This is a genomic window from Streptomyces sp. NPDC031554, assembly GCF_055580685.1.
In genome coordinates, this window is the sequence record NZ_JBVIKX010000003.1 from 467,811 (window position 1) to 492,185 (window position 24,375).

Annotated in this window: 19 protein-coding genes and 1 tRNA gene; 10 read left to right on the top strand and 10 right to left on the bottom strand. The window is 71.1% G+C overall.

Going from position 1 to position 24,375, the window contains the following annotated elements:
* The first annotated feature begins 43 nt into the window (after positions 1-43).
* The 4 genes from ACZ5FU_RS10750 to pknB all read left to right on the top strand — a co-directional run bounded on the left by ACZ5FU_RS10750 (position 44) and on the right by pknB (position 6,700).
* Positions 44-1,600, top strand: a complete 1,557-nt coding sequence (locus tag ACZ5FU_RS10750; RefSeq protein WP_451529570.1) for a Stp1/IreP family PP2C-type Ser/Thr phosphatase — start codon at positions 44-46, stop codon at positions 1,598-1,600.
* 27 nt (positions 1,601-1,627) lie between these two features.
* Positions 1,628-3,067, top strand: a complete 1,440-nt coding sequence (locus ACZ5FU_RS10755) for an FtsW/RodA/SpoVE family cell cycle protein (protein ID WP_451529569.1) — start codon at positions 1,628-1,630, stop codon at positions 3,065-3,067.
* On the top strand, positions 3,064-4,536 hold the full coding sequence (locus ACZ5FU_RS10760; RefSeq protein ID WP_469045219.1) for a peptidoglycan D,D-transpeptidase FtsI family protein: 1,473 nt from the start codon (positions 3,064-3,066) through the stop codon (positions 4,534-4,536). The genes ACZ5FU_RS10755 and ACZ5FU_RS10760 overlap by 4 nt, the downstream gene beginning before the upstream one ends.
* A 169-nt stretch (positions 4,537-4,705) precedes the next feature.
* The gene (gene pknB / locus ACZ5FU_RS10765) at positions 4,706-6,700 is read left to right on the top strand and encodes a Stk1 family PASTA domain-containing Ser/Thr kinase (protein WP_469045220.1); all 1,995 of its coding nucleotides are present in this window, start codon (positions 4,706-4,708) and stop codon (positions 6,698-6,700) included.
* A gap of 106 nt (positions 6,701-6,806) precedes the next feature.
* Here the strand turns inward: pknB and ACZ5FU_RS10770 are convergent, their stop codons facing one another.
* The 6 genes from ACZ5FU_RS10770 to ACZ5FU_RS10795 are packed head-to-tail and all read right to left on the bottom strand — an operon-like array spanning position 6,807 to position 10,988.
* The gene (locus ACZ5FU_RS10770) at positions 6,807-7,568 is read right to left on the bottom strand and encodes a class E sortase (protein ID WP_451529566.1); all 762 of its coding nucleotides are present in this window, start codon (positions 7,566-7,568) and stop codon (positions 6,807-6,809) included.
* A gap of 29 nt (positions 7,569-7,597) precedes the next feature.
* Entirely contained in the window at positions 7,598-8,695 is a 1,098-nt protein-coding gene (locus ACZ5FU_RS10775) for a class E sortase (RefSeq protein ID WP_468834270.1), read from the bottom strand.
* The gene (locus tag ACZ5FU_RS10780) at positions 8,614-9,252 is read right to left on the bottom strand and encodes an aminodeoxychorismate/anthranilate synthase component II (protein ID WP_451529565.1); all 639 of its coding nucleotides are present in this window, start codon (positions 9,250-9,252) and stop codon (positions 8,614-8,616) included. The genes ACZ5FU_RS10775 and ACZ5FU_RS10780 overlap by 82 nt, the downstream gene beginning before the upstream one ends.
* Positions 9,249-9,410 (bottom strand): hypothetical protein, encoded by a 162-nt coding sequence (locus ACZ5FU_RS10785; protein WP_451778458.1) that lies wholly within the window; start codon positions 9,408-9,410, stop codon positions 9,249-9,251. The genes ACZ5FU_RS10780 and ACZ5FU_RS10785 overlap by 4 nt, the downstream gene beginning before the upstream one ends.
* Positions 9,411-9,462: 52 nt before the next feature.
* A complete protein-coding gene (locus ACZ5FU_RS10790; RefSeq protein WP_451529564.1) occupies positions 9,463-10,170 on the bottom strand; it encodes a class E sortase in 708 nt (235 codons plus the stop codon).
* A gap of 29 nt (positions 10,171-10,199) precedes the next feature.
* Positions 10,200-10,988: a DUF881 domain-containing protein gene (locus ACZ5FU_RS10795; protein ID WP_451529563.1), complete on the bottom strand. Its 789-nt coding sequence runs from the start codon at positions 10,986-10,988 to the stop codon at positions 10,200-10,202.
* 141 nt (positions 10,989-11,129) lie between these two features.
* On the opposite strand from ACZ5FU_RS10795, the gene crgA reads away from it, so the two are divergent.
* Entirely contained in the window at positions 11,130-11,384 is a 255-nt protein-coding gene (gene crgA, locus ACZ5FU_RS10800; protein ID WP_451529562.1) for a cell division protein CrgA, read from the top strand.
* 256 nt (positions 11,385-11,640) lie between these two features.
* Here crgA and ACZ5FU_RS10805 read toward each other — a convergent pair whose 3' ends face one another.
* The gene (locus ACZ5FU_RS10805) at positions 11,641-12,531 is read right to left on the bottom strand and encodes a rhomboid family intramembrane serine protease (protein ID WP_451529561.1); all 891 of its coding nucleotides are present in this window, start codon (positions 12,529-12,531) and stop codon (positions 11,641-11,643) included.
* Between the two features lie 123 nt (positions 12,532-12,654).
* Complete coding sequence (locus tag ACZ5FU_RS10810) at positions 12,655-13,188, bottom strand: peptidylprolyl isomerase (RefSeq protein ID WP_451778461.1); 534 nt, start codon at positions 13,186-13,188, stop codon at positions 12,655-12,657.
* A gap of 341 nt (positions 13,189-13,529) precedes the next feature.
* Between ACZ5FU_RS10810 and ACZ5FU_RS10815 the strand changes: the two genes are divergently transcribed.
* From ACZ5FU_RS10815 to ACZ5FU_RS10825, 3 genes are all read left to right on the top strand, one after another.
* On the top strand, positions 13,530-14,228 hold the full coding sequence (locus tag ACZ5FU_RS10815) for a DUF5324 family protein (RefSeq protein WP_451529559.1): 699 nt from the start codon (positions 13,530-13,532) through the stop codon (positions 14,226-14,228).
* 274 nt (positions 14,229-14,502) lie between these two features.
* A complete protein-coding gene (locus tag ACZ5FU_RS10820) occupies positions 14,503-15,939 on the top strand; it encodes a helix-turn-helix domain-containing protein (RefSeq protein WP_469045221.1) in 1,437 nt (478 codons plus the stop codon).
* 531 nt (positions 15,940-16,470) lie between these two features.
* On the top strand, positions 16,471-19,992 hold the full coding sequence (locus ACZ5FU_RS10825; protein WP_469045222.1) for a M28 family peptidase: 3,522 nt from the start codon (positions 16,471-16,473) through the stop codon (positions 19,990-19,992).
* Positions 19,993-20,308: 316 nt separating this feature from the next.
* On the opposite strand, the gene ACZ5FU_RS10830 is transcribed toward ACZ5FU_RS10825, so the two are convergent.
* Positions 20,309-20,381, bottom strand: a tRNA-Ala gene (locus tag ACZ5FU_RS10830).
* Between the two features lie 184 nt (positions 20,382-20,565).
* On the opposite strand from ACZ5FU_RS10830, the gene ACZ5FU_RS10835 reads away from it, so the two are divergent.
* Positions 20,566-21,114 (top strand): helix-turn-helix domain-containing protein, encoded by a 549-nt coding sequence (locus tag ACZ5FU_RS10835; RefSeq protein ID WP_401467535.1) that lies wholly within the window; start codon positions 20,566-20,568, stop codon positions 21,112-21,114.
* 202 nt (positions 21,115-21,316) lie between these two features.
* Positions 21,317-22,873: a serine/threonine-protein kinase gene (locus ACZ5FU_RS10840; RefSeq protein ID WP_469045223.1), complete on the top strand. Its 1,557-nt coding sequence runs from the start codon at positions 21,317-21,319 to the stop codon at positions 22,871-22,873.
* Here ACZ5FU_RS10840 and ACZ5FU_RS10845 read toward each other — a convergent pair.
* On the bottom strand, positions 22,837-24,261 hold the full coding sequence (locus ACZ5FU_RS10845; RefSeq protein ID WP_469045224.1) for a hypothetical protein: 1,425 nt from the start codon (positions 24,259-24,261) through the stop codon (positions 22,837-22,839). The genes ACZ5FU_RS10840 and ACZ5FU_RS10845 overlap by 37 nt on opposite strands.
* Positions 24,262-24,375 lie beyond the last annotated feature (114 nt).

Consider the following 24,375-nt stretch of genomic DNA (forward strand, 5'->3'; position numbering starts at 1 on the left):
TCGACACGACCGGCTGTACCCGGGGCCGACGGGCGAGGTGGGCATGAGTCTGTCACTGCGCTTCGCCGCCGGATCGCACAAGGGCATGATCCGGGAGGGCAACGAGGACTCCGGATACGCCGGTCCGCGCCTGCTCGCCATCGCCGACGGCATGGGCGGCGCCGCCGCCGGTGAGGTCGCCTCCTCCGAGGCCATCTCCACCATCGTCGCCCTCGACGACGACGTGCCCGGCTCCGACGTCCTCACCTCGCTCGGCACGGCCGTGCAGCGCGCCAACGACCAGCTGCGCTCACTGGTCGAGGAGGACCCCCAGCTCGAGGGCATGGGGACGACGCTGACCGCGTTGCTGTGGACGGGCCAGCGGCTGGGGCTCGTGCACGTCGGCGACTCGCGCGCCTACCTGCTGCGGGACGGCGTGCTGAGCCAGATCACGCAGGACCACACCTGGGTGCAGCGCCTCGTCGACGAGGGGCGGATCACCGAGGAGGAGGCCACCACCCACCCGCAGCGCTCGCTGCTGATGCGGGCGCTGGGCAGCGGTGAGCACGTGGAGCCCGACCTGTCGATCCGTGAGGTCCGGGCCGGCGACCGCTACCTGATCTGCTCCGACGGCTTGTCCGGCGTCGTCTCGCACCAGACTCTCGAGGACACCCTCGCCAGCTACCAGGGCCCGCAGGAGACCGTGCAGGAGCTGATCCAGCTCGCGCTGCGCGGTGGCGGCCCCGACAACATCACCGTGATCGTCGCCGACGTGCTGGACCTGGACACCGGCGACACCCTCGCCGGGCAGCTGTCCGACACCCCGGTCGTGGTCGGCGCCGTCGCCGAGAACCAGAGCCAGCCGAACGACAACGGCATCATGCAGACCCCGGCCGGCCGCGCCTCCGGCCTCGGGCGGCAGGGCCGCGGCCAGGGCGGCGGCGAGTTCGGTCCGCCCGGCTCCGGCGACGTCACCGGTTTCATCCCCACCGACGGCTTCGGCGACTACACCGACGACGACTTCGTCAAGCCCCGCAAGGGCCGCCGGTGGCTGAAGAGGTCCCTGTACAGCGGTCTCGCCCTCGCCGTCGTCGGCGGCGGGCTGTACGCCGGCTGGCGCTGGACCCAGACCCAGTACTACGTCGGCACCAAGGGCGAGCACGTCGCGCTGTACCAGGGCATCAGCCAGGACCTGGCCTGGGTCTCGCTCTCGAAGGTCGAGAAGGACCACCCCGAGATCGAACTCAAGTACCTGCCGCAGTACCAGCAGAAGCTGGTCGAGGCGACGATCGCCGAGGGCAGCCGGACCACCGCCCAGAAGAAGATCGACGAACTGGCCGTGCAGGCGTCCGCGTGCCGCAAGCAGGCGGAGGCGACGACCGCGGCCACCGGCACGGCCGGATCCACGGCCGGATCCACAGCCGGTGAGGGCGAGACCGGCGGCACCGCGGGAACCACTCCCGTCTCCCTCACGTCCAAGGCGTCGCCGAGCCCGAACCCGTCGGAATCGGTGCCGTCCCCGTCCACGTCTCCGTCCACATCAGCGACCGCCACTCCCGGCCCCGGCCCCACCCTCTCGGAGGATGAGAAGAAGGTCGTCTCGCTGTGCGGTAAGCAGTAGGCAAGCCGTGAGAGGCCCCGTCACACCATGAGCAGTGCAACCAACACGCCGACGCACCACACGTCCACGATCGGCTCGATCGGCACACCGAGCCGGCGCAACACCGAGCTGGCGCTCCTGGTGTTCGCCGTCCTCATCCCGGTCTTCGCCTACGCCAACGTGGGACTGGCGCTCAACGAACAGGTGCCGTCCGGCCTGCTCAGCTACGGCCTGGGCCTCGGCCTGCTGGCCGGCGTCGCCCACGTGGTCGTCCGCAAGTTCGCGCCGTACGCAGACCCGTTGATGCTGCCGCTGGCGACGCTGCTGAACGGCCTCGGGCTCGTGGCGATCTGGCGGCTGGACCAGTCCAAGCTGCTCCAGTCCATCGAGCAGGCCGGCAACGCGGCGCCCCGGCAGCTGCTGTACACGGCGATGGGCATCGCCTTCTTCGTCGTGGTGCTGATCTTCCTCAAGGACCACCGCGTCCTCCAGCGCTACACCTACATCTCCATGATGGGCGCGCTGCTCCTGCTGCTGTTGCCGCTGGTGCCGGGCCTGGGCAAGAACATCTACGGCGCCAAGATCTGGATCCAGGTCGGCAGTTTCAGCATCCAGCCCGGTGAGTTCGCCAAGATCGTCCTGGCCGTGTTCTTCGCCGGCTACCTGATGGTCAAGCGCGACGCCCTCGCACTCGCCAGCCGCCGTTTCATGGGCCTGTACCTGCCGCGTGGCCGCGACCTCGGTCCGATCCTGGTCGTCTGGTTCATCTCGATCCTCATCCTGGTCTTCGAGACGGACCTCGGCACCTCGCTGCTGTTCTTCGGAATGTTCATCATCATGCTGTACGTCGCCACCGAGCGGACCAGCTGGATCGTCTTCGGTCTGCTGATGTCGGCGGGCGGCGCGGTCGGCGTGGCCAGCTTCGAGCCGCACGTCCAGCAGCGCGTCCAGGCCTGGCTCGACCCGATGAAGGAGTACCTGCTCTCGCGGCAGGGCCAGGCGGGCCACTCCGAGCAGGCGATGCAGGCCCTGTGGGCCTTCGGCTCCGGCGGCACCCTCGGCACCGGCTGGGGTCAGGGCCACTCCGAGCTGATCCGGTTCGCCGCCAACTCCGACTTCATCCTCGCCACCTTCGGCGAGGAGCTGGGCCTGGCCGGCCTCATGGCACTCCTGCTGCTGTACGGCCTGATCGTGGAGCGCGGCGTGCGCACCGCCCTCGCCGCCCGCGACCCGTTCGGCAAGCTGCTCGCCATCGGCCTGTCGGGCGCCTTCGCCCTCCAGGTCTTCGTGGTGGCCGGTGGCGTCATGGGCCTCATCCCGCTGACCGGTATGACGATGCCGTTCCTGGCCTACGGCGGTTCCTCCGTCATCGCCAACTGGGCGCTGATCGGCATCCTGATCAGGATCAGCGACACCGCGCGCCGCCCGGCCCCGGCCCCCGCCTCCAACCCCGACGCCGAGATGACCCAGGTGGTCCGCCCGTCATGAACAAGCCCCTGCGCCGGATCGCGATCTTCTGCGGACTCCTGATCCTCACCTTGCTGCTGCGCGACAACTACCTCCAGTACGCCAAGGCCGACAGCCTGGCCTCCGACGACGACAACCGTCGTGTCAACATCGCCCGCTACGCCACCCCGCGCGGCGACATCATCGTGGACGGCAAGGCCATCACCGGCTCCGTCGAGACCACGAGCGGCGACTACAAGTACAAGCGCACCTGGACCAACGGCGCCATGTGGGCGCCGGTCACCGGGTACTCCTCGCAGGCCTTCGGCGCCAACCAGCTGGAGAAGCTCGAGGACGGCATCCTCACCGGCAACGACGACCGGCTCTTCTTCCGCAACACGCTCGACATGCTCACGGGCAAGAAGAAGGAGGGCGGCAGCGTCGTCACCACCCTCAACGCCGCCGCGCAGAAGGCCGCCTACAAGGGGCTGGGCGACAAGAAGGGCGCCGTCGCCGCGATCGACCCGGCGACCGGCAAGATCCTCGCGCTGGTCTCGACGCCGTCGTACGACCCGTCGAAGTTCGCCGGGGCCTCCGACAAGGACGCCGAGGCGTGGAGCGCGGTCCAGAAGAAGAACAACGCCGACGACCCGATGCTGAACCGGGCGCTGCGCGAGACCTACCCGCCGGGCTCCACCTTCAAGGTCGTCACCGCGGCCGCGGCGCTGGAGAACGGCTTGGTCTCCGGCATCGACGACGCCACCAAGACGCCGGACCCGTACCAGCTGCCGGGCACCACCACCGACCTCACCAACGAGCACGGTGAGTGCGAGAACGCCAGCCTGCGGTACGCGCTCATGGTGTCCTGCAACACCGTCTTCGCGAAGCTGTCCGACAGCGTCGGCAACGAGAAGATGATCGAGCAGGCGCAGAAGTTCGGCTACAACAACAAGGAGCTGGACACCCCGGTCCGCGCCTCCGAGAGCGTCTACCCCGAGGACAACGACCCGCAGAACGCCATGGACGGCATCGGTCAGGCCTCCAACCGCGCCACCCCGCTCCAGATGGCCATGGTCGCCTCGGCCGTCGCCAACGACGGCAAGCTGATGAAGCCGTACATGGTCGACCAGCTCAAGGCGGCGAACCTCGACACCATCGAGACGACCGAGCCGGAGGAGCTGTCCCAGGCGGTGTCCTCGGAGACCGCGCAGAAGCTCCAGGAGATGATGGAGACGGTCGTCGACAACCCGCAGGGCACCGGCGGCAAGGCGAAGATCGACGGCGTCACCGTGGGCGGCAAGACCGGTACCGCCCAGCACGGCCTGAACAACAGCGAGAAGCCGTACGCCTGGTTCATCTCCTACGCGAAGCTGTCCGACGGCAGCTCGCCGGTCGCCGTCGCGGTCGTCGTCGAGGACGGCGCCGCCAACCGCGGTGACATCACCGGTGGCGGTCTCGCCGGCCCGATCGCGCGGGACGTGATGAAGGCAGTCATCGACAGCAAGAAGTGACCCCCATCACGTCGCCCACACATCGGTGCACGTTGCGATACCGGTCCGGTATCGGGTGACGGGCTTGGCCAGGTGACACAGCGCCGTCCGGGTACGGTATGCCCGGACGGCAGCCACCGACCGCACACGTGTGCCGGTCGGGACCGACGGAGAGGGCTGGTAGGTAGCTATGGAAGAGCCGCGTCGCCTCGGCGGCCGGTACGAGCTGGGCCACGTGCTCGGCCGTGGTGGCATGGCCGAGGTCTACCTCGCACATGACATCCGCCTCGGCCGCACCGTGGCGGTGAAGACGCTGCGCGTGGACCTCGCGCGCGACCCTTCCTTCCAGGCCCGGTTCCGCCGGGAGGCCCAGTCGGCCGCCTCGCTCAACCACCCTGCGATCGTCGCGGTCTACGACACGGGCGAGGACTACATCGACGGGGTCTCGATCCCGTACATCGTCATGGAGTACGTCGACGGCTCCACGCTCCGCGAACTGCTCCACTCCGGCCGCAAGCTGCTGCCGGAGCGGACGCTGGAGATGACCATCGGCATCCTCCAGGCCCTGGAGTACTCGCACCGCGCCGGCATCGTGCACCGCGACATCAAGCCGGCGAACGTCATGCTGACGCGCAACGGCCAGGTCAAGGTCATGGACTTCGGCATCGCCCGCGCGATGGGCGACTCCGGCATGACGATGACGCAGACCTCGGCCGTGATCGGCACCGCCCAGTACCTCTCCCCGGAGCAGGCCAAGGGCGAGCAGGTCGACGCCCGCTCCGACCTGTACTCCACGGGCTGCCTGCTGTACGAACTGCTCACCGTGCGGCCGCCGTTCGTCGGCGACTCCCCGGTCGCGGTCGCCTACCAGCACGTGCGCGAGGAGCCCCAGGCGCCCAGCGTCTTCGACCCCGAGATCACGCCCGAGATGGACGCGATCGTGCTGAAGGCCCTCGTCAAGGACCCCGACTACCGCTACCAGTCCGCCGACGAGATGCGCGCCGACATCGAGGCCTGCCTCGACGGCCAGCCCGTCGCGGCCACGGCGGCCATGGGCTCGGTCGGCTACGGCGGCTACCCGAACGACCAGCCGACCACCGCGCTGCGCTCCGCGGACGGCGGCGCCACCTCGATGATGCCCCCGGTGAACCCGGACGACGGCGGCTTCGGCTACGACGACCGCCCCGACCGGCGTCGCCAGAAGAAGTCCAACACCTCGACGATCCTGCTGGTCGTCGCCGCCGTCCTGGTCCTGGTCGGCGCGATCCTGATCGGCAAGTGGGCGTTCAGCGGCAACGGCAACGGCAACGACACGGTGACCGTGCCCACCCTCGTCGGGAAGACCCAGGCCGAGGCCACCCAGCAGTTGGCCAACGTCGACCTCAAGGTCGGAACCGTCACGCAGAAGCCCTGCGAGAACCAGGCCAAGGGCAACATCTGCGAACAGGACCCCGCCCCCAAGGCCGAGGTCGACAAGCAGTCCACCGTCAACCTGGTGGTGTCCACGGGCGCACCGAAGGTTGCCGTGCCCAGTGTCCTCGGCAAGAGCCTCGAGGACGCCAAGAAGGTCCTCGAGGGCGACCAGTACGAGCTGGTCGTGGAGACCAAGGACGAGATCTCCTCGGAGGAGCCCGGCACCGTCCTGGGCCAGGACCCGAAGCTGGGTTCCGAGGTGGAGAAGGGCTCCAAGGTCACCCTCACCATCGCCAAGGCGGAGGACAAGGCGACCGTGCCCGACGTCCTCAACCAGAGCTGTGACCAGGCCAAGGCCCAGATGCAGGCCAACAACCTGGTCGGCAACTGCACCGAGGTCGAGACCCAGGACCAGAACCTGGTCGGCAAGGTCATCTCGACCACGCCGCAGGCCAACTCCAAGGCCACCAAGGGCTCCCAGGTCCAGATCCAGATCGGCAAGGCGCCCGAGAACCAGCAGACCCAGGTGCCCGGCAACCTCCAGGGCATGAAGCTGAAGGACGCCAAGAAGGCGCTCCAGGACGCGGGCCTGAACGTCGGCAACGTCACCGTCGACGACGACAACGCCACCGTCATCAACTCCGACCCGGCCCCGGGCAGCACGGTGAACAAGGGCCAGACGGTCAACCTGATCACCATCGGCGGCGGCGGTGGCGGGAACAACGGAGGCAACAACGGAGGCACCGTCTTCTTCGGCGGGACCTCCGGATAACCGCCGCGCCCCTCCACCGCACGAAGGCCTCGGGCCCTGCCGGACGATCACCCGTCCGGCAGGGCCCGAGGCCTTCTCCCCGTCCGGCGGGGCCGGAGCGGAACCCTCAGCGCAGCTCCTTCGGCGGCGTCCGCCGGGCGTCCACCTTCTCCACACGGTCCAGTTCGCCCCACACCACGTACCGGTAGCGGCTCGTGTAGACCGGGGTGCAGGTGGTCAGGGTGATGTACTTGCCGGCCTTCTTCCGGCCGGACTCCTCCGGGACCGCGCCGAGGACCTCGACGTTGTACTTCGAGGTCTCGGGGAGGACGGCGTACACCTTGTAGACGTACCAGTCGTCCTTGGTCTCGAAGACGATCGGATCGCCCTCCTCGAGCCGGTCGATGTTGTGGAACTTGGCGCCGTGGCCGTCACGGTGGGCGGCGAGGGCGAAGTTGCCGTCCTTGCCGCTGGTGGGCAGCGTGGCCTTGACGGGGTCGACGTAGTAGCCGGCCACGCCGTCGTTGAGGATCTCCGACGTGGTGCCCTTCTCGACCAGGACCTCGCCGTCGCCCATGGCGGGCACGTGCAGGAAGCCGATGCCCTCCTTGGTGTCGAGCGCGCCCGGGCCGGCCTCCTGCGCCCAGGTGTCGCGGACCTTGTCGCCCTGCCGGCCGGCCTTGCGGTCGGCGACCACGTTGGTCCACCACAGCGAGTAGACGACGAACAGGCCGAGCACCAGCCCGGCCGTGATGAGGAGTTCACCGAAGACGCCGACCGCCTGCGCGATCCGTCCGCCGCGCCGCCGCGGGGGCGGGGCGGCGGTGTCCCGTGTGCCGCTGTGCTCCTGGTGCCCGGTGTGCTCGGTGTCGCCGGTGGTCGCTGACACGTTCAATCTGCCCCTACTCGACTGCACGCCTACTCGACGAGCGCATCCGGCTTGCCCTTGCTGCGCGGCCGTTCCTCGACCATCTTGCCCCAGACGATCAGCCGGTACTTGCTGGTGAACTCCGGTGTGCACGTCGTCAGCGTGATGTACCGGCCCGGCCCGGTGAACCCGGATCCCGGCGGCACGGGCTGGAGGACGCTCACGTTGCTCGGCGAGGTCACCGGGAGCATCGAGGCCATCTTGTAGACGTAGTACTCGTCCTGCGTCTCGACGACGATCGGGTCGCCGGGCTGGAGCCTGTTGATGTAGCGGAACGGCTCGCCGTGCGTGTTGCGGTGGCCGGCGAGGCCGAAGTTGCCGGCCTTCGCGTCGGGCATGGCCGTCTTCAGCGCGTCCTCGCCGTAGTGCCCGACCATGCCCTTGTCGAGCACCTTCTTGTTGCTGATGCCCTCGGCGATCGGCACCACCACGTCCAGCTTCGGGATGTGCAGGATGGCGAAGCCCTGCCCCGGCGAGAAGGTGCCGGGGTTGCGCCTGCCGCTCGCCCAGTCGTCCTGGAGGCTGCTGGCCTCCTTGTCCGCCTGCGCGTGCGCCCGGACGTTCGTCCACCACAGCTGGTAGGTGACGAAGAGGAGCATCAGCACACCGGTGGTGATGAACACCTCGCCGAGCGCCCGGCTGGCGACGACCGCCGCACCCGGCTTGCGGGCCCGCGCCTGCCGGCGGGCCTCCACCCGTGACAGGGGCCGCGCCGCCGCCCCCGAGGGGCCTCCGGGGCCGCCGGGGCCTCCTCCCTGACCGTCGGGGTCGCCAGAGCCCCCGTGACGCCCGTGACGGCCCTTGGCGGCCTTCCTGCGGGCCGCCCGGCCCCCCGCCGGGGTTCCCGCGGCAGGAGGCGCCGCCGGGGCCCCGTGAGCGAAGGAGGAGCCGCCGCCGAACGCGGACCCGGGCGACTGCGGGATCCGCAGCGCCACGGTCTCCTCGTCGACGGGGGGCTCGTACGGCGTGCCGCCGTACAGGTCCTCGCGCTCGGGGCGCACCGCGGTCACGCCGTGGCCCTGCCCACCACCGGGGCGAGCCCCGCCGACCTCGCCACGGCACCCTGGTCGCCGCACTCCACCAGCCAGTTGGCCAGCATCAGGTGCCCGTGCTCGGTGAGGACCGATTCCGGGTGGAACTGCACTCCCTCGACGGGCAGTTCACGGTGGCGCAGTCCCATGACGATGCCGTCCGGGGTGCGGGCCGTGACCTCCAGCTCGGCCGGCACCGTCGCGGGTTCGGCCGCGAGCGAGTGGTAGCGGGTCGCCGTGAAGGGCGAGGGCAGACCCGCGAAGACGCCCTTGCCGCCGTGCTCCACCGGCGAGGTCTTGCCGTGCAGCAGCTCCGGCGCCCGGTCCACCACACCGCCGTACGCCACCTGCATCGACTGCATGCCCAGACAGACGCCGAAGACGGGCACGCCGGTGCTCGCGCAGTGGCGGACCATGTCCACGCAGACGCCGGCCTCCTCCGGGGTGCCGGGGCCCGGCGACAGCAGGACACCGTCGAAGCCGTCCTGCGCGTGCGCCGTGGACACCTCGTCGTTGCGCAGGACCTCGCACTCGGCACCCAGCTGGTACAGGTACTGGACCAGGTTGAAGACGAAGCTGTCGTAGTTGTCGACGACGAGAATGCGCGCGCTCACTGGTTGTCCACCGTCACATCGTTGAAGGGAAGCAGCGGTTCGGCCCACGGAAAGACGTATTGGAAGAGGACGTACACCGCGGCCAGAACCAGCACGATCGAGATCAGCGCCTTCACCAACGCGTTTCCCGGCAGATGCCGCCAGATCCAGCCGTACATGCCGTCCCTTCCGTCGCACCACGGCACCAGACTCACGCCGTACGTCACCAGACTAGCGGCGCAGGGCTTCCGGTCCGCCTGTCTCCACGGGCTGTGTGGAGTCCAGGTGTGCCCAGACGATCAGCCGGTGACTGTGTCCCCACTCGGGGTCGCACGTCGTCAGCGTCAGATAGCGTCCGGGACGCCCGTACCCCGACTTACGTGGCACGGGGTCGATCACCTCGACGTCCGAGGGCACTGTTTTGTACGGCCCCCGGTCGATCCGGTAGGTGAACCAGGTCGTGCCGTCCGTCAGCACCACCGCGTCCCCGCGCCGCAGCCGCGGGAAGTCCTTGAAGGGGTCGCCGTAGGTGCGCCGGTGACCTGCGACGGAGAAGTTCCCGGTCTGCCCGAGCCGTGCGGTGCCGGCGTAGTGGCCGAGCCCCTTCTTCAGGGTGCCGCTGTCCGTCCCTTCGAGCACCGGCTTGTTCCACGTGAAACCGAGCCGGGGGATGTACATGATCGCGAAAGGTGCCCCGTTCGTGTAAGGCGTCGGCGACGCCACGGTCTCGAAGGGGTGAGGTGCGGAGCCGCGGGGCGCGGAGGTGCGGGGCGCGGCAGTCGCGTCCCGCGCCCACTGCCGCCGGAGGCTGTCGATCTGGTCGTCCATGACGTGGTCGGCCCGCACGCCGGTCCAGAAGAGCACGTGGACGACGAGGAGGACGATCAGGACGCCGACGGTGAGGAACAGTTCGCTGACGGTTCGGACGATCACGCGCACCGGTGGCTCCCGGGAGGCGGTTGGTCCGGCTACTGCACCGGCTTCGCGTAGTGCAGGTCCACTGTGCCCGAGTAGCCGGGCAGCGTCACCGTGCCGTCCTCGGTGACGTTCCAGCCGAGCCCGTAGACGTTGACGTACACCATGTAGTTCTGGATCGCCTGGGAGTTCGCGAGCGCCTGCTGGAGCTTCTCCGGGTCCCCGACCGCCTGGATCTTGTACGGCGGGGAGTAGACGCGGCCCTGGAGGATCAGGGTGTTGCCCACGCAGCGCACCGCGCTGGTGGAGATCAGCCGCTGGTCCATGACCTTGATGCCCTCGGCACCGCCCTGCCACAGGGCGTTCACCACGGCCTGGAGGTCCTGCTGGTGGATGACCAGGTAGTCGGGCTGGGGCTCCGGATAGCCGGGGAGCTTGGCGGTGGCGTTCGGCGGGGCGTCGTCGAGCGTGACCGTGACCGCCCGGCCCTTGACCTTCTGGGTGCCCGCCGCGTCCTCGAGCCGGGCCAGTTTCTCGTCCTCGGCCAGGGTGCTGCCGTCGTCGGCCTCGGCCAGTGATTCGACCTCGTCGCGCAGGGACGCGTTGGACTCGTCCAGCTCGCCGTTCTTGTGACTGCGCTCCTGGATGAGGTCGGACAGCTTCAGCAGCGAGGCGTCCGTACGGATGTCGGTGCCCTTGGCGGTGTCGAAGCTGGTGAAGAAGATGAGACCCGCGAGCGCGAAGACACCGGCGGTGAGCACCCGGACCGGCCGCAGGCGCGGACGGCGGCCGGGAGCGGAACCCGTTGAACCCGTCCCGGGGAAGTCGGCAGAATTGCTCAACGTACCCTTATCTCCTTCGGCGCCGTAGAAGCACTACGCTAACGGACGCCCGGGGGAGCGGTCAGTGTCCCCTTGTACGCCGACCCGAGCCCGACCCAGTACCCTGCGCGGCCACGCAGCGCATCGACAGGAGAGACCCTCGTGCCGAAGTCACGTATCCGCAAGAAGGCCGACTACACGCCGCCGCCCGCGAAGCAGGCGACCGCCCTCAAGCTCAACAGCCGTGCCTGGGTCGCGCCGGTGATGCTGGCCATGTTCCTCATCGGCCTCGCCTGGATCGTCGTGTTCTACGTGACCGACGGATCGTTGCCCATCGACGCCCTGGGCAACTGGAACATCGTGGTCGGCTTCGGCTTCATCGCCGCCGGCTTCGGTGTCTCCACCCAGTGGAAGTAGCCACCGGAGCACCTCTGCCCAGGGGTATCCACGGAGTTATCCACAGCCGTTGTCCACAGTGGGGAAAAAGAACGACCATCTGTGGATAACCCCTCTGGGCGTTGACGCCGGTATGAAGAACGACCGGTAACCGAAAACTTGTTCGCCCCCTGTCCGACCTGCGGAAACGCCGGTCATCGACAGGGGGCGCACTGGTGTCCGCACCGTGTGCACAAGATCGGGCACACACTGTGGACAACGAGGACTCAAGGCCTGCTCAGGTGAGCTGAGCGGTCCTCAGGAGCGTGACGACCACGATCACGGCCAGCACCAGGGCACAGGTTCCGTACTGCACGAGGGAGCGGCGGTCGCGCGGGGCGTGGACCATGGCGAACCCGATGACCACACCCGCCACCAGGCCGCCGATGTGGGCCTGCCAGGCGATGTTGCTCCACCCGAAGGTGAAGATCAGGTTGATCACCAGCAGGGCGATGATCGGTCGCATGTCGTGCCGCATGCGGCGCATCAGCACCGCGGTGGCACCGAAAAGCCCGAAGACCGCACCGGAGGCACCGAGCGAACCGCTGCCCGGTGAGGCCAGCAGATAGGTCAGGGCACTGCCCGCGAGTCCGGAGAGCAGGTAGAGAGCCAGGTAACGGGCACGCCCCAAGGCCTCCTCCAACGGGCCGCCGAGCCACCACAGACTCAGCATGTTGAAGGCGATGTGCCAGATGGCCTCGTGCGTGAACATCGAGGTGAAGAGCCGGTACCACTCCCCCTCGGCGACCCCCTCGGTGGCACCGAACGGCGCCGGGGGCCACTGGCCGACGAGCACCAGGTCGTTCAGCAACGACGACCGCACCTGGACGGCGAGGAAGACCGCCACGTTGATCCCGATCAGGATCTTCGTGAGCAGTCGCGGGTCGGCCGCCACGCTCCCGCCCGCCAGGGTGCGCGGCCGGTTCGCGTCCGGCGCGTGTCCCGTGCCGGAGCCGTTGCGCACGCACTCCGGGCACTGGAAGCCGACGGAGGCGCTCACCATGCACTCGGGGCAGATCGGGCGCTCACAGCGCGTGCAGCGCACGCCGGTCTCACGGTCCGCATGCCGGTAACAGACCGGCAGACCGCTCTGCGCGTCGTCCGGCCTGCTGCCTGACGCCTGGTCCATGGGCTCCCCCGATGTCGTCGCGAACAAGGCTGTGCCCCGACCGTCCCTACGGACGAGCGGGGCGAATGGTTCCCACGGGGCACCGGGCACCGGCCTGCCCGGTGCCCCGCGCTCAAGCCGGGATCAGGACTGTCGCTCCTCGACGACGACCGACTCGATGACGACGTCCTTCAGCGGGCGGTCGGTGCGCGGGTTGGTCTGGGCACCCGCGATCGCGTCGACGACCTTCCGGCTCGCCGGGTCGGTGACCTCGCCGAAGATGCTGTGCTTGCGGGTCAGCCAGGCCGTCGGGGAGACGGTGATGAAGAACTGCGAGCCGTTGGTGCCCGGGCCGGCGTTGGCCATCGCCAGCAGATACGGCCGGTCGAAGCGCAGGTCCGGGTGGAACTCGTCCTCGAACTGGTAGCCGGGCCCACCGGTGCCGTTGCCCAGCGGGTCACCGCCCTGGATCATGAATCCGCTGATCACCCGGTGGAAGACCGTGCCGTCGTAGAGCTTGGCCGAGGACTTCTCGCCGGTGGCGGGGTGGGTCCACTCCCGGCCCCCCGTGGCGAGGTCGACGAAGTTCCTGACCGTCTTGGGCGCATGGTTCGGGAAGAGCCGGACCTCGATGTCGCCGTGGTTGGTCTTCAGGGTGGCGTAGAGCTGCTCGGCCACGGTCTGCCTTCCGTCGTCTTCGTGTGACCCACCGATCCTCGCACGCCTGCGGCGGTCCGGCGCCCGCCCACCGTCCCGTGCACGGGGCACGAGAACCGTCCGCTTCCCACAAGGAAAAACGCCGAACCCGTCCGGGACAGGGGCGAACCATGCCGATCCGTGGCATTGTCGACGAAGAGTTCCCATTACCCCGTATTCATCCGCTCTTGGATCAGATGAAGACAACTCGGACGTCCGGCACCCGTATGCCCGTCCGCGCATGCCTCAGAGGCCGCCGACAGGCATGATCCGTAAAAGGGTGGAAAGTCGAATTACCGTACGCCACCGAGGAGGAGGAACCCGTGACCCGCATCGACAGCGTGCGCGCCGCGACCGGTTCGGCGAAGGACAGCGTGCTGCACGCCGCGGAAGTGGTGGCGCCCTACGCCGACACGGCCAAGGAGAGGGCCGCGCTCTACGCGCACGAGGCCCGCGTACGGCTCGCGCCCAAAGTGTCGCAGGCCGCCGAACAGGCCCGCGTCCAGTACGACGCCCTTGTGGCGCCCCGCTTGGAGCAGGCGTTGGCGCACGTCCCGCCGAAGGTCGACCACGCCGCTCATGAAGCGGCTCTCCGTACGCGCCTGGCCGCCCGGCAGGCCGCCGTCTACTCCCGGCCGAAGATCGAACAGGCGGTGGCCGCGGCCGGGCCCGTGAAGAACGAGGCCGCCGCCCGTAGCGTCGCCGCGCTGGCCGCCCTGCGCGGTCAGGTGACCCCGAGGGACATCGAGAAGCTGGTGCGCAAGCACCGCCGCCGGACCAGGGCGGGCAAGCTCGCCAAGGCACTGGCGGTGGCCGGGGTCGTGGCCGGAGGCGCCTTCGCCGTCTGGAAGTGGTGGGACAAGCAGGCCAACCCCGACTGGCTGGTCGAGCCCCCGGCCGCCACCGAGGTGCCCGCCGCGGGCGGCCTGACCTCGGTGGACGGCAGCGGTGCCTCGGCCCTCGACCCCGAGGTACAGGCGAAGCAGGACGAGGAGACCTCCCGCCGCGAGGACCGCGGCTGAGACCGGACTCCTCAACGCTCGGCTCACCGCTCACGTTTCACGTGAAACACCTCCTCCCGCCCAGCCCGTCGAGACCCGGGCGGGCCGGGTGGACATCGCACGCCGAAGAGCCCCTCCGGCCGGTATTCACCGGCCGGAGGGGCTCTTCGTGACGCCGGCGTCCTTCTGCCGGCGCCGGTCCCGTCGGAGAGCCGTTCCCCGTCGCGCCCTCGGCCCCTATCATCGCGGCGCAGCCCTCGGCGACACGCCGACCCCGAGAGGAGCGGCCATGCCCGTGAGCGAAGCGAACGCGGGGAGACCCGGCGGCGAGGGCGGTGCCACGGCGGCGCCGTGGGCGGAGTTCGGGCAGCGGTTGAAGCACCTCCGCCGGCGGAGGGGGCTGACCCAGCAGCAGCTCGGTCAGCGGGTCGGCTACCACCACAGTCTGATCAGCCGGTGGGAGAGCGGTACCCGCGAGCCCGCGCCCGGCGCGGTGGACAGTCTGGAACGGATCCTCGACGCGGACGGTGTGCTGTCGGCGCTCGTCGCGCCGCCCCCGGCCCCCCTGGAGCAGGTGCGGCAGGAACGTCTGGGCGTCGGTTTCTTCCCGCCCCTGCCGGGCGGCGCGTGGCAGGGGCCGGTCCCGGCGGCCCTGGGAGACGACTGGCCGGGCCGGCTGTCCCCGGGCGCGTGCCCGCTGCACGGGGAGGACAACTGTGAGGCACCGGCCCTCACCGATCTGCCGGCGCTGCTGGACCGTATGCGGACAGCCTGCGGAGTCGCCGTACCGGACGCGGCGGAGCCCGCGGTGGTCCACGCCCTGGTCGCCCTGCTGGGCGCGTGCGAACGGGTCGCCGTGCACACGACCTCGACCGCGTTGCTCGGCACGGTCGAGCACGTCCTGGCCGGTCTCGCCACCTGGGCCGGGGGGCTCGACGCGGCGGGTCGGTCCCCGGCCGTCCAGCTCCGGCTCGCCGCCCGCTTCGCCCAGCTCGCCGGGCGGCTGCGGATGCACCGGGGACAGGGCGCGCTGGCGATGGCATGGGTCGGTCACGGGTTGCGCTGGGCGGGAGCGGGCGGCGACCTCGAAGTGCGGACGACGCTGATGACCGATCTGTGCACGCTGGCCAGGCTCGACGGCGACGGCGCCTCCTCGCTGTCGTACGCGCGGGCCATCGGCGCGCTCGACGGACGGCGCGGCTGGATCACGACGTTGTCGCACATGTACCAGGCCCGCGGCCATGCGGTGCTCGGTGACGGGGCGGAGAGCAGACGGCAGGTGGACCTGAGCCGCAAAGGCCTGGAGCGGCTGGACGGGCGGGATCTCGAAGAGGCGCCCTGGCTGGCGGCCGGGCAGGGACAGTTGCGGATAGAGGCCTCGATCGCCGGCGGGCTGCGGGACCTGGCCGCGGTCACGGGTGACCGGGCGGCCGCCCGCAGCGCGGCCCGCTCCGCCGAACGGGCGCTGGGACAACTGCCGGACGGAATGCTGCCGACACGGCTGCTGCTGACCGTGCGGCTCGCGGACTGCCATGTCTGCGTGGGTGATCTGGACACCGCGCTGGAGCTGGCGGGGACGGTGGCGGAGCAGGCGGCGTCGGCCCGGAGGCGGACGATCTCGCAGGAACTGGAAGGGCTGGGGGCCCGGCTCTCCGCGACCTGGGGCGGGTTGCGCGAGGTGCGTGAGTTCGAGGAACGGCTGAGGGCCGCCGTGAAGGCGCCCCGGGCCTGAGCCCGGCGTGCCGGCGCCGCGCGTCCGAGACGTCGCGCGTCTGAGGCGCCATGGGCTTGAAGTGCCGTACGCCTGAAGTGCCGTACGCCTGAAGCGTCCACGGCCTGAAGCGTTCCGGCTCCGGGACATCATGCGTCCGAGACCGAGGCCGACGTCACACGCCCGAGACCGGCGTCGCGCGGCCGGGGCGTCGCGCGGCCGGGCGTGCCCGTGGTGCGGAGCCGGCCCGGCAGGGGGACCACGACCGCCGCAGAGCCGCGCCGCAGGAGTGCGCGGTCATCGTTCGGCGTTTGCCGCTCTTTGACAAGGGGCCCTCCGGCGGGCGAACTCCGTTGACCGTGCGGCCGGGTGGTGTGAGTGTTCTGCCGCCCAGGCATGGACATGACTACCCACCGCCTCTTCCGAGGGCGCTGCCCACGCCCTCCACCGCTGTGTCCGGTGTCACCAAGTGGTGTTCACGGCCTGGGCGTTCCTCGGCCACCGCCGCCGGAACCAGCACGCCTCCCCACATGACCCCCGCAAGGAGCACCGGTGAACCGAAGACTTGCCGTGGCAGGCCTCTCCCTGGCCATGGCCCTGGGAACGGTGGCCCTGCCCACCGCATCCGCCGCTCACGCGGAACCCCCCTCCCGGGCCGCCGGGAAGCCGGGACCCAAACCCGTCGACCGTGCGATAGCCGCCGCGGACAAGGCCACCACCAGCGGGTTCGACGCCCTGGCCAAGGGGCCCGACGAGCGCTACGACCGCCGCATGGTGACGCCCTGGCTCAAGGGGCTGTACTCAGTGGCGTACGAGCGGACCTACCGCGGTCTGCCCGTCGTCGGCGGCGACGCCGTCGTCCTCGCGGACGGCGAGGGCAAGGTCCGCGCCGCGCACAACGCCTCCGACGTCAGGATCTCGACCGGCACCCGGGCCGAGGTCGGCGCGGCCGCCGCGGCGCGGACCAGCCGGGCGAGGCTGGCGAAGGCCGACCGGACCGAGTCCCAGCGCCTCGTGATCAAGGTCCAGGACGACAGGGCGCGACTCGCCTGGGAGACCGTCGTCACCGGCTCCACGGCCGCCCCCGACGCGCACGAGAGCCGGCTCCACGTCTTCGTCGACGCCCGCACCGGCAAGGTCCTCGACGCGTACGACGACGTGCGCGAGGGCAACGGCACCAGCGAGTGGAACGGCCCCAGCCCGCTGCCGATCACCACCGGCCGGTCGGGGAGCAGCTACCAGCTCAGCGACCCGACCCGGCCCGGACTGAGCTGCGCCGACCACAGCACCGGCACGGTGTTCAGCGGCCCCGACGACAACTGGGGCACCGGCAGCGCGAGCAGCAAGGAGACCGGCTGCGTCGACGCCCTGTACGGCGCGCAGAAGCAGTGGGACATGCTCGGCGCCTGGCTCGGCCGCAACGGCCACGACGGCAACGGCGGCAGCTGGCCGACCAGGGTCGGCCTGAACGACGTCAACGCCACCTGGAACGGCACCAGGGTCACCATCGGCCACAACCAGGCGAACAAGTGGATCGCCTCCATGGACGTCGTCGCCCACGAGTACGGACACGGCATCGACCAGAACACACCGGGCGGCGCCGACAACGAGAACGGCCTCGGCGAGGCCACCGGCGACATCTTCGGCGCGCTGACCGAGGCCTACGCCGACCAGCCCGCGCCCTACGACACCCCGGGCGACTACGAGGTCGGCGAGATGATCGACCTCGTCGGCAGCGGCCCGATCCGCTCCATGTACGACCCGTCCAAGATCGGCGACCCCAACTGCTACTCGTCGTCGATCCCGACCACCGAGGTGCACGCCGCCGCCGGCCCGCTGAACCACTGGTTCTACCTGCTGGCCGAGGGCAGCAACCCCGGAGGCGGCAAGCCGGCCAGCCCCACCTGCAACAACACCACGCTCACCGGCGTCGGCGTCCAGAACGCCGGAAAGATCTTCTACGGCGGCATGCTGCTGAAGACCAGCGGCATGACCCACAAGCGCTACCGCACCGCGACCCTCACCGCGGCCAAGAACCTCGACGCGACCTGCGCTCTGTTCAACAGGACCAAGGCCGCCTGGGACGCGGTCAGCGTGCCCGCGCAGTCGGCCGACCCCACGTGCACCGGCGCGCCGGTCTCCGACTACTCCCTGGCCGTCGGACCCTCCTCGGCCACCGTCCAGCCGGGCGGCTCGGCCACGGCGACCCTCTCCACGACCGTGACCAGCGGCAGCGGCCAGTCCGTCGCCCTGTCGGCGACCGGAGCGCCGGCCGGCGTCTCCGTCTCCTTCAGCCCCTCGTCGGTGACCTCGGGCGACAGCGCCACCATGACGGTGTCCACCACCTCCTCCACGGCACCCGGGACGTACACCCTCACGGTCCGGGGTGACGGCGCCCAGAGCGACCACACCGCGCAGTACACCCTGACCGTCGGCGGGAGCACCCCCGGCACCGGCGCCCCCGACATCGACGTCGCCAAGGTCAAGGCGCACCTGACGGAGTTCCAGGCGATCGCGGACCGCAACGGCGGCACCCGCAGGGCCACCGGCGCCGGTTACACCCAGTCGCTCGCCTACGTGAAGGGCAAGCTCCAGGCGGCCGGCTACACCGTCACCGAGCAGGCCTGCACCTCCGGCTGCACGAGCGGCGCGGGCACGAACCTGATCGCGGAATGGCCCAAGGGCGACGCGACCCGGGTCTACCTGTTCGGCGCCCACCTGGACAGCGTCTCCGCGGGACCCGGCATCAACGACAACGGCTCGGGATCCGCGGCACTGCTGGAGACCGCGCTGACGCTCGCGCAGCAGAACCCCACCATGCTCAACCGGGTCCGGTTCGGCTGGTGGACGGACGAGGAGCAGGGTCTCAACGGCTCCGACTTCTACGCCAGGACCCTGACCGCCACCCAGAGGTCGCAGATCAAGGCGTACTACAACTTCGACATGATCGCCTCGACCAACGGCGGTTACTTCATCAACCACATCACCTCGGCCGCCGCCGCGCCGATGAAGGCGTACTGGGACTCCCTGAACCTGGCCCCCGAGGAGAACACCGAGGGCGCGGGCCGCAGCGACGACTACTCCTTCGAGCAGTACGGCATCGCGACCTCCGGCTACGCGATGGGCGCGAGCGCCACCAAGACCTCGGCGCAGGCCGCCAAGTGGGGCGGCACCGCGGGACGTTCGTACGACCCGTGCTACCACTCGTCCTGCGACACCACCGCCAACGTCAACGACACCGGCCTCGACCGCGCGTCCGACGGCATCGCCCACACCCTGTGGAAGCAGGCGGTCGGCACCGGAACACCGGTCGACGACTTCTCCCTCTCGGCAGCCCCCTCCTCGGGCACGGTGAACCCGGGCGCCTCCGCCACGGCCACCGTCGCCACCGGCACCACCGGCGGCTCGGCGCAGACGGTCCGGCTGTCCGCGACGAACGCCCCCGCGGGCGTCACCGTGAGCTTCGCGCCGTCGTCCGTCACCTCCGGCGGCAGCTCGGTCATGACCGTCGCCACGACGGCGTCCACCGCACCCGGCGTGTACACGCTCACCATCACCGGCACCGGGTCCTCGGCCACCCACACGACGACGTACACGCTGACCGTCAACGGCTCCGGTTCGTGCGACACCGGCCAGAGAATCGTCAACGGCGGGTTCGAGAGCGGCACGTCACCGTGGACGGGCGACACCGGCACCATCGGCGCCCAGAGCGGCCAGTCGGCGCGCACCGGCACCCGGTTCGCGTGGCTCGGCGGCTACGGCAGCAGCAGGACCGAGACGATCAACCAGTCGGTGACCGTCCCGAAGGGCTGCACCAGGGCCACGCTCACCTACCACCTGCACATCGACACCGACGAGGCGGGTTCCACCGCCTACGACGTCCTCCGGGTACAGGTGAACGGCACCACGCTCGCCACCAGGTCCAACGTGAACGCCGCGAGCGGCTACCTCCAGCAGTCCGTCGACCTCAGCTCCTACGCCGGGCAGCAGGTCACGGTGACCTTCACGGCCTCCGAGGACTCGTCCCTGCAGACCAGCTTCGTCATCGACGACGTGACGCTCCAGGGAAGCTGACGGCCCGGCCCGGCCCGGCCCGGGTGCGGAGCCCGGTCCGGCCCGGGCGCGGAGCCCGGTCCGGGCGGCGGGCGCCGCCCTCGATCCGGGCCCGTGCGTGACAGCGGCTCCCAGGACCTGCTCGAGGTCCTGGGAGCCGCCGCCGTACAGAAGAGGGGCGCCGACGCCGGCCCGGCCGCGGGAGCCGGGAGGGGGCCCACCGCCGCTCACGCGGCCCCGCCGCCCGGCCGGCCGCGGTGCGCGCACCGGTACACGGCGTATTCGCGAAAATGCCCTCCGACCTCGTGTTTCCACAGGTCGGAAGGCATGTCACGCGTGGAGCCTAGGGGAGTCGAACCCCTGACATCTGCCATGCAAAGACAGCGCTCTACCAACTGAGCTAAGGCCCCTCATGGGAAAGCATCCGGCCGGAGGAGACGATCCCGGCGGGCGCCGACGACCAGAGTACCGGGTCACCCCCCGTATCCCGCAAAAAGATTGGGGGTCCCCGCGGATGACCACTCTCCGTAAGATGCTCGGCGTGGTTCGCGACAGCGAACCGCGGTTTCTTGGGGAAGCGATGGGGAGACGCACATGGACGCCGCACAGCAGGAAGCCACCGCGAGAGCGCGGGAACTGCAGCGGAACTGGTACGGGGAGCCGCTGGGGGCGCTCTTCCGCAAGCTCATAGACGACCTCGGCCTCAACCAGGCTCGTCTCGCGGGGGTGCTGGGGCTGTCGGCACCGATGCTGTCCCAGCTGATGAGCGGGCAGCGGGCGAAGATCGGCAACCCGGCGGTCGTACAGCGGGTGCAGCTGTTGCAGGAACTGGCCGCCCAGGTCGCGGACGGCAGCGTCAGCGCCGCCGAGGCGACCGAGCGCATGGACGAGATCAAGCGGTCGCAGGGAGGATCGGTGCTCAGCAACACCACGCAGACCACGAGCGGTTCGGGGGCACCCACGGTCAAGCGGGTCGTCCGCGAGATCCAGTCGCTGCTGCGCTCGGTGGCCGCCGCCGGCGACATCATCGACGCGGCCGACACCCTCGCCCCGACCCACCCGGAACTGGCAGAGTTCCTCAAGGTCTACGGCGCCGGCCGCACCTCCGACGCCGTGGCGCACTACCAGTCCCACCAGAGCTGAGCACCGGGCCCGGTGACCGAAGGGGGTTCGGCGACCGGGCCGAGGGCACAGCGCAGGACCGCGAGGAGCGCGCGAGCGGCGCTCTTCGCCGGGGGACGACGCGAGCCGGATCGTGACGGGCCACGGGGGTCGTATCACTCATCACCGGGGTAGCGAGGGGACAGCAGGGGGAATCCCGACGGGGGAGGAGCGACGCACCACCATGGGTGAGGTCTTCGCCGCACGGTACGAACTCGCCGACCCGATCGGCCGCGGAGGGGTCGGCGCCGTCTGGCGCGCCTGGGACCACCGCCGCCGCCGCTACGTCGCCGCGAAGGTGCTCCAGCAGAGCGACGCCCACGCGCTGCTCCGCTTCGTCCGCGAGCAGGCGCTGCGCATCGACCACCCCCACGTCCTCGCCCCCGCCAGCTGGGCCGCGGACGACGACAAGGTCCTGTTCACCATGGACCTGGTCACCGGCGGTTCCCTGGTCCACCTCGTGGGCGACTACGGCCCGCTGCCTCCCCCGTTCGTCTGCACCCTCCTCGACCAGCTGCTGTCCGGACTCTCCGCGGTCCACGCGGAGGGCGTCGTCCACCGTGACATCAAGCCCGCCAACATCCTGCTGGAGGCCACCGGCACGGCCCGCCCACGACTGCGGCTGTCCGACTTCGGCATCGCGATGCGGCTGGGCGAACCACGTCTGACCGACACCGACCTCGTGGTGGGGACGCCCGGCTACCTCGCCCCCGAACAGATGATGGGTGCCGAACCCGACTTCCCCGCCGACCTCTTCGCCGTCGGCCTCGTCGCCCTGTACCTCCTGGAGGGCGCCAGGCCGGACGCCAAGGCCCTCCTGCAGTACTTCGCCGAGCACGGAACCCCGGGCGCCCCCAAGGGGGTCCCCGAACCGCTGTGGCAGGTCGTGGCCACGCTGCTGCAGCCCGACCCCGAGGCCCGTTTCCGCACCGCGACGGGAGCGCGCAAGGCACTGGCCGCGGCCGCCGAACTGCTTCCCGGGCCCGGTCCGGACGACGAAAAGATCGAGATCTTCGACCAACTCGGCCCGCTGCCCCAGGGTTTCGGACCCCTGGGCCCCTTGGGGCCGGCGCCGGGAGCGGCGGGGGCCTCCTCGTCCTTCGGACGGACGCCCGCACGGCCGGGCGCCTCAGGATCCTCTTCCGGGGGACCGGGCCAAGATCCTCTGCCGGCGTGGCCGGGCACGGGTTCCGTGACCTCCGGGCCCCCCGCCCCACCCGCCGGCCCGCTCGCCGCACCGCCCACCACCGGCGCGACCGTCCTCCCGCCCCCCGGCCCACCCTCCGCGCAGCCCCCGATGCCACCGGGACGGCCCCCCGTGCCGCAGGCCGGACCGGGGCCGGCCGCGGGCGTCGTGGCGCACGGGACCGGCGCGGCCGACGCCGTACCGCCCGGCCCGGCCCGGCCGGACGTCGACGGCTTCCGCCCGTCGGCTCCCCCGCACCCGTCCACGGCCTCCGGACCGTCCCTCCCCGGGGGTGCCCACGACGCCCCCACCTTCGTCCTGCCGCCCCGTCCCCCGTCCGCCCTGCGGGTCGACACCTCGACCGCCTCCTACACCGCTCAGGACCCCCGGGTTCCGCCTCCCGCGGCCCCGGCTCCGGAGCCCGGCCGCCGCCACGGTCACCGCCGGGCGAGAGCGGCCCGGCGGCCCGGGCCGCCCGCCAAGGTCGCGCTGCCCCTCCTGCTGCTGGCCCTGGCCTGCTACGCCGTCGGGTTCTGGGCGCTGGCCCGGATCTGAGCGGAGGCGCGGCGCCTGGCCGTCACCGTCCACACGCCGAGCACCAGCAGCAGCGCGCTGCCGGTACCGATGCCGCCCACGGCGACCGCCGCCATCGCGCCGTCGCCCCCGGCACCGCCACCGCCGTCGGCCGTGCCCCCGGCCGGGGTGCCCTGTCCGCTCCGTGCCCCGGTGCCGAAGACACCGTCCGGCACCGAGCGGCCCTCGTACCCCGGCCCGGCCTGTGCGGTCCCGACGACCCGGACGCGCAGCCTCACCCCGTAGGGCCCCTCGCCGAAGCGTTCGGCGACGTGCGCCGAGAGGTGCACGGCGAGGTAGTGGAAGCCCGCGAACCGCAGGCTCTGGGACGGATCCGTGGGGGCGTACCGGTTGACGTGGCGGACCGGCGGCAGCGGGGGCAGGGAGACCGACTTCCCGGTGCCTCCGTAGCCGACGCTCGCACCGGCGATCTCGGCGCGCACCGGGTTGTGGGCCGTCAGGTCGAGGGCGGGGACCACGAATCCGGAGTCCGCGCCCGCGCCGTCCAGGTCGACGGTGGCGTACAGCTGCTGTCCCCAGTCGACGGGCACCTTGTAGTAGAGGGTCTGGCCGGGGACGATCTCGTCCCGCCAGACGCCCTGTTCCACGGCGGTCGCGCCGGAGAAGCCGTCGCCGCCCGGCCGGTCGACGGGTTCCTCGTCGAGGGGTGCGGGCGTGGCGGAGTCCCACACCTCGGGCACGCTCGTCGCACCGCCGTCGTCGGCCGCCGGCGGCTCGGACACGGGCACCAGTTCCAGCTCCCAGGGCCGCTCGCCCCCGGTGCCGGTCCCGGTGGGCTCGACCACGAGGAAGTAGGTGCCGGCCTCCTGGCACAGGCCCTTGCCCACCAGGATCTCGCGCGCTCCCCAGGCGGTGACCGGATGCGGGTCCCCGGAGGCGCCCACGGTCGCGGTGTCGTAGGAGCAGCTGCTGCCGTCGGCGTTCTGCACGGAGACCCTGACGCCGTCGCCGCCGGAGAGCGCGGCGCCCGCGCGCGGGACGGCCGTGACGGAGACGTACGCGTTCGAGGCGTCGTCGAGTTCCAGCCGGTAGTAGGCCTTCTCAGGGCCCTCGAGGGCACTGCGGTAGGTGGTGCCCGGCTCCAGGCGCACGGCGTCGGCGGTGTCCCCGGCGGCGGTGACGGAGCGGGCGCTCCGGTCGAACCCGTAGGCGGGTGCGTCCGCCGCGCCCGCGGCCCGCGCCACGGCCCCCGGCAGCCCGGCCGAAGCCGTGCAGAGCACCGCCGCCACGGCCACGACCCGTCCGACGACCGTGCGCGCCGTGGCCCCGCGCGGTGCGGCACCGCGCGCCGTGGCCTCGCGCGGTGCGGCCCCGCGCGGTGCGGTCGTCCACCCCGTACGCCGGCCCATCACACGCCCCCTCGACCTCGCCGGCAGCGGTCCCGTCCGGACCCGGCCGTGGGCCATCCTGCCCTGCCGGCCCGGACACCGTCCCCGCATCCCGCACGAACGTCCGAAACGGCC

What these genes read in the sequence shown, in the direction of transcription:
- ACZ5FU_RS10750 (WP_451529570.1), top strand. Translation starts at nt 44, where the DNA reads ATGAGTCTGTCACTGCGCTTCGCCGCCGGATCGCACAAGGGCATGATC.
- ACZ5FU_RS10755 (WP_451529569.1), top strand. Translation starts at nt 1,628, where the DNA reads ATGAGCAGTGCAACCAACACGCCGACGCACCACACGTCCACGATCGGC.
- ACZ5FU_RS10760 (WP_469045219.1), top strand. Translation starts at nt 3,064, where the DNA reads ATGAACAAGCCCCTGCGCCGGATCGCGATCTTCTGCGGACTCCTGATC.
- pknB (WP_469045220.1), top strand. Translation starts at nt 4,706, where the DNA reads ATGGAAGAGCCGCGTCGCCTCGGCGGCCGGTACGAGCTGGGCCACGTG.
- ACZ5FU_RS10785 (WP_451778458.1), bottom strand. Translation starts at nt 9,410, where the DNA reads ATGTACGGCTGGATCTGGCGGCATCTGCCGGGAAACGCGTTGGTGAAG.
- ACZ5FU_RS10805 (WP_451529561.1), bottom strand. Translation starts at nt 12,531, where the DNA reads ATGGACCAGGCGTCAGGCAGCAGGCCGGACGACGCGCAGAGCGGTCTG.
- ACZ5FU_RS10835 (WP_401467535.1), top strand. Translation starts at nt 20,566, where the DNA reads ATGGACGCCGCACAGCAGGAAGCCACCGCGAGAGCGCGGGAACTGCAG.
- ACZ5FU_RS10840 (WP_469045223.1), top strand. Translation starts at nt 21,317, where the DNA reads ATGGGTGAGGTCTTCGCCGCACGGTACGAACTCGCCGACCCGATCGGC.
- ACZ5FU_RS10845 (WP_469045224.1), bottom strand. Translation starts at nt 24,261, where the DNA reads ATGGGCCGGCGTACGGGGTGGACGACCGCACCGCGCGGGGCCGCACCG.